This window comes from Streptomyces sp. NPDC060194, assembly GCF_042728285.1.
Classification (GTDB): Bacteria; Actinomycetota; Actinomycetes; order Streptomycetales; family Streptomycetaceae; genus Streptomyces.
Map to the genome: position 1 here is coordinate 1 of NZ_JBHWZH010000010.1, position 9,237 is coordinate 9,237.

7 protein-coding genes and 1 pseudogene are annotated in these 9,237 nt (G+C 75.4%); 2 read left to right on the plus strand and 6 right to left on the minus strand.

The genetic code is table 11. The annotated features are described in order from the left end of the window. Window positions 1–56 precede the first annotated feature (56 nt). The 3 genes and pseudogenes from ACFWEG_RS03705 to ACFWEG_RS03715 all read right to left on the minus strand — a co-directional run. A pseudogene (locus ACFWEG_RS03705) lies at window positions 57–284 on the minus strand (GNAT family N-acetyltransferase); the annotation flags it as partial. Between the two features lie 23 nt (window positions 285–307). Next, complete coding sequence (locus ACFWEG_RS03710) at window positions 308–1,135, minus strand: putative protein N(5)-glutamine methyltransferase (RefSeq protein ID WP_387208783.1); 828 nt, start codon at window positions 1,133–1,135, stop codon at window positions 308–310. A gap of 316 nt (window positions 1,136–1,451) precedes the next feature. Continuing rightward, complete coding sequence (locus ACFWEG_RS03715; RefSeq protein WP_387208785.1) at window positions 1,452–2,366, minus strand: SDR family oxidoreductase; 915 nt, start codon at window positions 2,364–2,366, stop codon at window positions 1,452–1,454. 159 nt (window positions 2,367–2,525) lie between these two features. On the opposite strand from ACFWEG_RS03715, the gene ACFWEG_RS03720 reads away from it, so the two are divergent. Next, on the plus strand, window positions 2,526–3,281 hold the full coding sequence (locus ACFWEG_RS03720; RefSeq protein ID WP_387208787.1) for an SDR family NAD(P)-dependent oxidoreductase: 756 nt from the start codon (window positions 2,526–2,528) through the stop codon (window positions 3,279–3,281). A 322-nt stretch (window positions 3,282–3,603) separates the two neighbouring features. Here ACFWEG_RS03720 and ACFWEG_RS03725 read toward each other — a convergent pair whose 3' ends face one another. Together ACFWEG_RS03725 and ACFWEG_RS03730 are read right to left on the minus strand one after the other, a co-directional pair. Next, window positions 3,604–4,233 carry an MBL fold metallo-hydrolase gene (locus ACFWEG_RS03725; RefSeq protein ID WP_387208789.1) on the minus strand — a complete coding sequence of 210 codons (630 nt, stop codon included), beginning with the start codon at window positions 4,231–4,233 and terminating at the stop codon, window positions 3,604–3,606. After that, complete coding sequence (locus tag ACFWEG_RS03730) at window positions 4,230–5,315, minus strand: S-(hydroxymethyl)mycothiol dehydrogenase (RefSeq protein WP_387208791.1); 1,086 nt, start codon at window positions 5,313–5,315, stop codon at window positions 4,230–4,232. The genes ACFWEG_RS03725 and ACFWEG_RS03730 overlap by 4 nt, the downstream gene beginning before the upstream one ends. A gap of 156 nt (window positions 5,316–5,471) precedes the next feature. Between ACFWEG_RS03730 and ACFWEG_RS03735 the strand changes: the two genes are divergently transcribed. After that, entirely contained in the window at window positions 5,472–7,241 is a 1,770-nt protein-coding gene (locus ACFWEG_RS03735; protein ID WP_387208793.1) for a hypothetical protein, read from the plus strand. A gap of 31 nt (window positions 7,242–7,272) precedes the next feature. On the opposite strand, the gene ACFWEG_RS03740 is transcribed toward ACFWEG_RS03735, so the two are convergent. Then, the gene (locus tag ACFWEG_RS03740) at window positions 7,273–9,057 is read right to left on the minus strand and encodes an ABC transporter ATP-binding protein (RefSeq protein ID WP_387208795.1); all 1,785 of its coding nucleotides are present in this window, start codon (window positions 9,055–9,057) and stop codon (window positions 7,273–7,275) included. Window positions 9,058–9,237: the final 180 nt, after the last annotated feature.

Genomic DNA, 9,237 nt, shown 5'->3' on the forward strand with positions numbered 1-9,237 from the left:
CCACCGACATCAACACACACACAAACGAACAGCAGGTCGAGTTACTTAATATAAAAAACCAGCGCGTAGAAGCCCAGGACGCGCTGCGGGTCCCGCTCCTCGACCGCCACGAACACCTCGTGCGCCTCGACGTAGTCCGCCCCCACCCGGTAGCCGGCCACCGCGGACGCGTACCCGCCCTCGTACGCGCGCGAGGCGCGGACGATCCGGGTCAGCCGCCTGGCGTCGCGCGCGGTGGCGCGCCTGACCTGCACGAACGGCGCGGAACGGGGAGGGCGGGGCATACGGTCCATGGTGGCACGGCGGGTCAGCCCGCCGTGCGGCCCGGCGGGCGGGTCCCGATCACCACCGTCGCGTACAGCTCGTCGCACTCCACCGCCCGCGGGGCGAGGCCGTGCGCGGCGAACGCCGCCGCCGTCGCGGGGGCCTGGCGCTCGCTCGTCTCGATCAGCAGGCTGCCGCCCGGCGCCAGCCACCCCGCCGCACCCTCCACGACCCGGCGCTGCACGTCGAGCCCGTCCGCCCCGCCGTCCAGCGCCACCCGCGGCTCGTGCTCGCGCGCCTCGGGCGGCAGGAGGCCGATGTCGCCGGTGGGCACGTACGGGGCGTTGGCGACGAGCACGTCGACCCGGCCGCGCAGGGTGGCGGGCAGGGCGGCGTAGAGGTCGCCCGCGTGGACGTGCCCGCGCGGGGCGGTGACGTTGCGGCGGGCACAGTCGACGGCGGCGGGGTCGATGTCCGCCGCGTGCACCTCGACGCGGTCGTCGGCGATGAGGAGCGCCGCGCCGACCGCGCCCGATCCGCAGCACAGGTCGACGGCGACGGCGCCCGGCCGCGGGACGAGCCCGATCGCCAGCCGGGCGAGGAACTCGCTCCGCCTGCGCGGCACGAAGACGCCGTCCGCGACGGTGATCCGCAGGTCCAGGAACTCGGCCCAGCCCAGGACGTGTTCGAGCGGGTACCCGGCCGCGCGCCGGGCGATCCGTGCGTCGAGTTCGGCGGCGGAGGGACGGTCGGAGAGCATCAGCCGTGCCTCGTCCTCGGCGAACACGCAGCCTGCGGCGCGGAGTTGGGCGGTGACGGATGCGTGGGTGTCTTCGCGGACGGGGGAGGACGAGGGTTGCGGAACCGGCATGGGGAGGACCTTTCGGGAAACCGAAGGGTGCGCTCGGCGTTGAGCCGGCTCAGACCGTGAGGGTCCGGCCGTCAACGCGACGGAGGATGAGCACCCGTACTGCGACAGCGTTGATGGGTGTCACCTCCTTTGGTTCGGTCCACCGGTGTGGACGCGGTCACCTTACCCGAGGGTGGTCGCGGGGGTGCGCGGCGAGCCCGTGCGGGGCGGGGGCCGACCGTGGTGCTGCGTGCGGTCGCTTGCACTGGGCATGTTGTGCTGTGCCCACCCGTGCCGCCCTGCGGCACGATTGCCCACAGCGGGGGGGGCTAAGGCCTCAGCGGTAAAGCTCCGGGTCGGGCCGGAGGTCCGGGTTCTCCTTGTCGAGGAGGAAGCGCCACGCGTCGGGGCTGCTGCCGTCGACGTCGGTGAAGCCGTACTCGCGGGCGAGCGCCCCGCTGGAGAGGGACGCGCCGTTCCACCGCGACACAGAAGGGTCCGCGGCAAGCGCGGCGACCGCGCGGCCGACGTACGCCGGGGTCTCGGAGACGGCGAAGTCCGGCTCGCGGACGAGCGCGTCGCGCCAGTTCGCCTCGGTGACGCCGTAGTGGTCCAGCATCATCTCCGACCGCATCCACCCCGGGGTGAGCGCGAGCGCCGTCGCGCCGCGCGGGCCGAGCTCGTGGGCGAGGGAGAACGCCATCCGCAGGACGGACGCCTTGGCGAGGTCGTAGAAGAACGAGGCGCGGTACCGCGTCCGGTTGTAGTCGTCCGTGCCGTCGTTCATCTCGACGACCAGGCCGCCGGGCGACCGCAGCAGCAGCGGCAGCGCGAAGTGGCTCGTGATCGCATGGGTCTCGACGCCGAGGCGGAGGATCCGGAGGCCGTCGTCGAGGTCGTGCTCCCAGATCGGCTTGTCCCAGGCGAACAGCTTCTCCCCGCCCCAGACGTCGTTGACGAGGACGTCCAGCCGCCCCTCCTCGCCGTCGATCCGCGCGACCAGCTCCCGCACCTGGTCCGGGACCAGGTGGTCGGTGGGCACGGCCACCCCGCGCCCACCCGCCGCGGTCACCAGATCCGCGGTGTCCTCGATCGTCTCCGGCCGGTCGTACTCCGAACGCCGCGCCCGCGTGCTGCGGCCCGTGACGTACACCGTCGCCCCCGCCGCGCCCAGCTCCACCGCGATCCCGCGCCCCGCGCCGCGCGTCGCGCCCGCGACCAGGGCGACCTTGCCGTCCAACGGTCCTGCCATGCCGGTGCCTTCTTCCTGCCGTTCCGTCGTGTCCCCGTCCCGGTCGATGGTGCCGGTGAATCCGGACATCCTCTGTCGGGATGGGCCGGCGGTCTTCGGCCGGGCCCGCTTCCTAGGATGGGTGCGACCACACCGGACCCGCAGGTCGGAGGCACCCGCATGCATCCTCACGTCACCGTCGTCACCGGAGGAAGCCGCGGCATCGGCGCCGCGATCTGCAGGCGGCTGGCCGCCGACGGGCACGACATCGCGCTCGGCTACCGGTCCGACGCGGCCGCGGCCGAGGAGGTCGTGGAGACCGTACGAACGGCGGGCCGCCGGTGCGTGAGCGTCCGGGTCGACACGACGGACGAGGCGGACGTCGACCGGCTGTTCGCGACGGCGGAGGCCGAGCTCGGCCCGGTCACCGGCCTGGTCAACAACGCCGGCGTCAGCGGGGTGAACGGCCGGCTCGCGGACGCGGCCGCGGCCGGACTGCGCGCGGCGCTGGACGTGAACGTGCTCGGCTACCTGCTGTGCGCCCGGCGCGCGATCCGCGCGATGACGGGCGGCCCCGGCGGGACGGCCGGCGACGGGCACCGGGGTGCGATCGTGAACATCTCCTCCGCGGCGGCCACTCTCGGCAGCCCCGGTCAGTACGTGCACTACGCGGCCACGAAGGCCGCCACCGACGCGATGACCGTCGGCCTCGCGAAGGAGCTCGCGGCCGACGGCATCCGCGTCAACTGCGTGGCGCCCGGCATCATCTGGACCGGTTTCCACGAGGACCCGGAGCGCCCGGCGAAGCTCGCGTCCACCATCCCGATGGGACGCGCCGGGCACCCCGACGAGGTGGCCGGCGCGGTGTCGTGGCTGCTCTCGCCCGACGCGTCCTACACGACGGGCGCGGTGCTGCGGGTGGCGGGCGGAATGTGACTCCGCCCGCCGAGGGCGCCTGACGCGTCCCGAGGCCCGACGCGTGCCCCGGCCGGGCGCGTCCCCAGGCCGGGCGGGTTCCCTTGGCTGGGTGCGCCCCTGGGCCGGGCGCGTCCCTAAGCCGTGCGCGTCCCCGGGCCGGGTGCGTCCCGAGGCGGGCGGGCTCGCGGCCCTGAGGCGCACAGGTTCCGGACGCACGCGCTGTCGGGCCGACGCGGCGCCCGTCCGGCGGACGCGGGGCGGCCGGCGCGCCCGGGCGCGCTTCGGCGCGACGCGCCGTGCCCCGGCGCACCCCGCCGCACCCGCCGCCCCGTCCCCGCGTTCAGTGCCCCCGCGCCACCCACTCCTCCAGCTGCCCCGCCTCGTCGCCGATGACGGTGGTGTCCCCGTGCCCCGTCCGCACGACCGTCTCCGGCGGGAGGGACAGCAGCCGGTCGCGGATGGAGTCGATGATGGTCGGGAAGTGCGAGAACGACCGGCCCGTGGCGCCCGGACCGCCCTGGAAGAGCGTGTCGCCGGTGAAGACCGTGCCGAGCCCCGGGGCGTACAGGCACACCGCGCCGGGCGCGTGGCCGGGCGTGTGCAGGACGGTCAGCTCCTCGCCGCCGACGGTGAGCGTCTGGCCGTCGGACAGCTCGCCGTCGGGGACCAGGTGCGGGTGGGTCTGCTTCCACAGCGGAAGGTCGTCCGGGTGGAGCAGGACGGGCGCGCCGGTCGCCTCGGCGAGGGCGGGCGCCGCGCCGACGTGGTCGTTGTGCGCGTGGGTACAGACGATCGCCCGCAGGGTGCGGTCGCCGAGCGCGGCGAGGATCGCGTCGGCGTCGTGCGCGGCGTCGATGACGATCGCCTCGGAGTCGTCGCCGACGATCCACACGTTGTTGTCGACGTCCCAGGAGCCGCCGTCGAGTTCGAAGGTGCCGGAGGTGGCGACGTGGTCGACGCGGGCCATCACAGCACCACCACCGAGCGCAGGACGTCGCCCTCGTGCATGCGGCCGAAGGCCTGCTCGACCTCGTCCAGGCCGATCTTCCCGGTGACGAACGCGGCCAGGTCGATCCGGCCCTGCTGGTGCAGGTCGACCAGCATCGGGAAGTCACGGGAGGGCAGGCAGTCGCCGTACCAGGAGGACTTCAGGGCGCCGCCGCGCCCGAACACGTCAAGCAGCGGGAGTTCGAGGCGCATCTCGGGCGTCGGTACGCCGACCAGGACCACGGTCCCCGCCAAGTCGCGTGCGTAGAAAGCCTGTTCGTAGGTCTCCGGGCGGCCGACCGCCTCGATGACGACGTCCGCGCCGAAGCCGTCCGTCAGCTCGCGGATCGCCTCGACGGCGTCCGTGGAGCGGGAGTTGACGGTGTGGGTCGCGCCCATCCGCCGCGCCGTCTCCAGCTTGCGGTCGTCGACGTCGACGGCGATGATCCGGGCCGCGCCCGCGAGTCGCGCGCCGACCACGGCCGCGTCGCCGACGCCGCCGCAGCCGATGACGGCGACGGAGTCCCCGCGCCCCACCTGCCCGGTGTTGATCGCCGCGCCGATTCCGGCCATCACGCCGCAGCCGAGGAGCCCGGCGACGGCCGGGTCGGTCTCCGGGTCGACCTTCGTGCACTGGCCGGCCGCGACCAGCGTCTTCTCCGCGAACGCGCCGATGCCGAGGGCGGGCGTCAGCTCGGTGCCGTCGAGCAGCGTCATCTTCTGCTCGGCGTTGTGGGTGTCGAAGCAGTACTGCGGGCGGCCGCGCCTGCACGCGCGGCACTGGCCGCACACCGCGCGCCAGTTGAGGACGACGAAGTCGCCGGGGGCCACCTCGGTGACGCCGTCGCCGACGCTCTCCACGACGCCCGCGGCCTCGTGGCCGAGGAGGAAGGGGAAGTCGTCGTTGATGCCGCCCTGCTTGTAGTGCAGATCGGTGTGGCAGACCCCGCAGGCCTGGACCTTCACCACGGCCTCACCCGGCCCCGGATCGGGCACCACGATCGTCTCGACCCGCACGGGCTGGTCCTTGCCCGGGGCGATGACCCCTTGGACGTGCTGCGGCATTCGGCCGGTCCCTTCCGCTCGTCTACGTGCTTCCGCCACCGAGTCTCTCCCCAGGAGGGCCCCCGCGGCGAACCGGGCGGGTACGCGTCGGAATCCGGCCCCGTGGCCGGTAGCGTGCGGCACAGACATGTCCGGACGACAGGCGGGACCTCCTTGATGCGCATGTACTTCGCGCCGGGGGAGCGCGACGGGTTCGAGGCGGCCTGCCGGCTCCTCGTGCGCAGGCTCGACGGCTGGGCGGATGAGCGCGGGGAGCGGATCGACCCGTCGGGCGCGGCGCTCGCGCTGGACTACCGGCACCGGGGCACCCCCGACGGGCGGCTGGGCCTCTGGCGGCCCCACCACGTCGAGGAACTGCTCCTGCACTGGCTGCCGCGCACCGCCGCGGTCGTCCCCGGCGAGCGCACCGACGCCATGCCCGGCACGCTCGCCCTGCTGCTGCGCCATCTGGACGCCATGGGCCTGGCCGACCCGCGCGGCGCGCCGCTCGCCGTCAACCTCGCCGCCGTCGAGGCCGCTGCGCCGCGCTTCGGGCCCGCCATGGGCGACCTCTCGCGCTGGGGTCTGACGAAGTTCTGGGTCACCACGGCCGCCGCGCAGGGGGTCGACGTGCGCGACCGGGAGGCGCTGCGGGCCTTCATGGACCGGGTCGCGGCGGGCGAGGCGGACCACGACCCCGAGGCGCTGGCCCGCGTCACCGCCGGGGTCGCCGCGCGGCCGCCGGCCGTCCGCCGCGCCGAGCCCGTCCTGCCCGTCGCCCTGCCGCCCGAGGGCGAGCTGCGGGCCGCGGCCGCGCTCGCCGAGCCGGTGCGCCGGCTCACCGGGCTCGTCCGGTGGGCCGGCCCCGCGGGCCGCCCGGTCCTCGCCTCGGGCGCACTGCGCATCGCCGACGCGCGCGCCCTCGTCGCGGCGCTCGGCACCGGCGACGACGTGACGGGGGTGCGGTCGGCCGCGCACCTGCCCGGCCTCGCAGCGCTCCTCGCGTGGGCGCGGCGGGCCCGCCTGGTCGAGGTGGCGGACGGCCGCATCGCCGCGGCCCCCGACGCGCCCGTCCTCGCCGCCGACCCCCTCGACCTCTGGCGCCGCGCCTTCGACGCCCTCGACACCGGCCCGCTCAGGGAGCTCTACGGGCTCCCGTACGCCGTCCCGTGGCCCGGCGACGCGCCGGACGCGGCGGTCGTCCGCGCGCTGCGGGAGCTGGGCGCGATCACCGCGCCCGGACCGTCGGAGGGCGGCGGGCCGCCGCGGCCCCGTCCGCCCGCCGGGATGCCGCCGGAGCTCGCCGAGCTGTACGGGACGCAGGTGCGGACCGCCGTCGCGGACGCGTCGGGACCCGCCGGGCCCGTCGAGCTGACGCCGCTCGGGCACGACGCCGTACGGCGGACGCTGCTCGCGCGCGGTCGGGAGGCGCCGGTCGTCGGCGACCTGACCGGCGCGAACGCCGCCGGTCTGCTCGGGGTGCTGACCGAGCACTACGACGCGGAGTCCGCCCGCGCGGAGCTCGCCCTGTGGACCGCCGCCCGCCCGGACGCCGCCACCGCGACCCTGGAGCTGACCGACGCCCTGCGCGCCTGCCCGTTCCGCACCCGCGCCGAGGCGCTGCTCGACACCCTCCGCGAGGCGCACCCCGACGGGCCCGCGCTCGTCACCGAGCTGCGCGGGGACCCGCTGCTCGCCCCGACCGCGCTGAGCCTCCTCGTCCGCCGCAAGGACCTGGACGCCGACGACATCGGCCGGGCCGAGAGCGACCTCCTGGTCGCCGAGAGCCTGCTGCAGCTCCTGGAGACGTCCGGCCCCGAAGGGGTCCGGCGCGCGCTGGACGGCCGGGGCGGGTCCGCCCGCGAGGCGCTGACAGCCGCGCTCGCGTCCGGGCACCCGGACCGCCCGGCGCTCGCGGAGCTGGCCGCCGTTCGGGAGGGGCCGTGAGCCGGTAGCCGGACCCGCCCACGCCCCCCGCTCAGGCCGAGCGGGGCTGCTGCAGCGACCAGTACGCCCCGCCGCGCCGCAGCAGCTCCTCGTGCGCGCCGGACTCGACGATCCCGCCGTCCTGCATGACCACGATCCGGTCCGCGCCCCGCACCGTGCTCAGCCGGTGGGCGACCACGAAGACGGTCCGGCCCGCCACGAGACGCCCGAGCGCCTCCTGGACCAGCGCCTCCGAACGGGTGTCGAGCGCGGAGGTCGCCTCGTCGAGGACGAGGACGCGCGGGTCGCGGATCAGCGCGCGGGCGATGGCCAGGCGCTGCCGCTGCCCGCCGGAGAGCCGCGCCCCGCGCTGCCCGACGACGGTGTCGAGTCCCTCCGGGAGCCGGTCGGTGAACTCCAGCGCGTTCGCCGCCTCCAGCGCGGCGCGGACGGTCTCCTCGTCGGTGTCGCCCATGCCGTAGGTGACGTTCTCGCGGACGGTGCCCTCGAAGAGGACGGACTCCTGCGGGACGACGGAGAGGAAGCGGCGGTAGCTGCGCAGGTCGAGGGCGGCCATGTCGACGCCGTCGAGGAGGATGCGGCCCTCGGTGGGCCGGATGAAGCCGATCAGCAGGTTCAGCACGGTCGACTTGCCCGCCCCCGACGCGCCGACCAGCGCGATCGTCTCGCCCGGCGCGGCGGTGAGGGAGAAGTCGCGGACGGCCGCCCCCTCGGCGTCGGGGTAGGCGAAGCCGACGCGCTCGAACTCGATCCGGCCGCGCACCTCCGCGACCTCCCGCTTGCCGGTGTTGCTCTCCAGGTCCGGCGCCTGGAGCACCTCGCCGGCCGACCGCACCGACTCGAGTCCCTTGCTGATGACCGGAGTCAGGCTGAGCAGCGAGGTCGCCGCGCTGGTCAGCGTGGTGAAGTACGCGCTCAGCATCACCACGTCGCCGGCCGTGATCGCCAGCCAGCCGTAGTACGCCACCAGCGCCGAACCGGCCAGGCAGCCGACGCCGAGCGCGTTGAGGAGGATCCACGCGAGCGCCCCGAAGCGGCCGTTGAGCAGGTCGAGCCGCAGACCGGACAGGAGGACCCGGTGCAGCGAGCCGTCCACCCGGCCGATCGCGGCCCGCTCCAGGCCGTGTGCGCGGGTGATGGGGATGAGCGTCGTCATCTCGCTGACCCGCGAGGAGAGTTGCTCCACCTCGCGGCGGAACGACTCGTTGCGCTCGCGCAGCCGGCCGCGCAACCGCATGACGAGGAGCGCGGCGGCGGGCACCACGACGAGGAAGACGGGCAGGAACGCGGGGGCGCGCACACCGATGACGACCAGCGCGCCCGCCATCGTGACGGCCGCCGACAGGCCCATGTCCGCGGTCTGCTGCGAGGACTGCTCGATCGTCTCGACGTCCCGGACGACCTTCGCCTGGAGCACCCCCGCGGACACCCGTGCGTGGTACCCGATCGAGAGCTGCTGCATCCGGCGGCACAGCGCGGAGCGCAGCCCGGTGCCGACCCGGCGGATGCTGCCGTGCACGAAGCGCACGTACAGCAGGTGCGTCGGGAGGTTGAGGAAGAGCACCACGAGCAATACGCCTATGTTCCACCACAGTTCACTCACCGGCCGGTGCTCCACCACGACGTCGATGACGTTCGCGGTGATCAGCGGGAGCAGCCAGATCGGGCTGTGTTTGACGACGAACACCCCTGCGGCGAGGGCGAGTCGGCCGGCGTCCGGGCGGAAGAGGTAGACCAGGGTGCGGATCGGGTGCTCGCCGCGGTAGCGGTGGTCGAGCGGGGTGGAGGCGGGGCCGGGCGGAAACGGTTGTGGCATGCACGCAGCAAAGCGCGGCCCGTCGTGCGGCCACAAGCCCGTCCCGGCAGGAGAGACGGCGCTTCCCGGCCGGCGCGCGGGGGAGGGCGGGTCGGCGGGGCGGCGCGGGGGAGGGCGGGTCGGGGGGGGGGGGGGGGGCCCCCCCCCCGCCGGGGGCCCCCGCGCCGCGCCCCGCGGGGC

Bases quoted from the DNA above. Each gene is read 5' to 3' on its own strand.
- ACFWEG_RS03710 (WP_387208783.1), bottom strand. From the start codon at position 1,135: ATGCCGGTTCCGCAACCCTCGTCCTCCCCCGTCCGCGAAGACACCCAC.
- ACFWEG_RS03715 (WP_387208785.1), bottom strand. From the start codon at position 2,366: ATGGCAGGACCGTTGGACGGCAAGGTCGCCCTGGTCGCGGGCGCGACG.
- ACFWEG_RS03720 (WP_387208787.1), top strand. From the start codon at position 2,526: ATGCATCCTCACGTCACCGTCGTCACCGGAGGAAGCCGCGGCATCGGC.
- ACFWEG_RS03730 (WP_387208791.1), bottom strand. From the start codon at position 5,315: ATGCCGCAGCACGTCCAAGGGGTCATCGCCCCGGGCAAGGACCAGCCC.
- ACFWEG_RS03735 (WP_387208793.1), top strand. From the start codon at position 5,472: ATGCGCATGTACTTCGCGCCGGGGGAGCGCGACGGGTTCGAGGCGGCC.
- ACFWEG_RS03740 (WP_387208795.1), bottom strand. From the start codon at position 9,057: ATGCCACAACCGTTTCCGCCCGGCCCCGCCTCCACCCCGCTCGACCAC.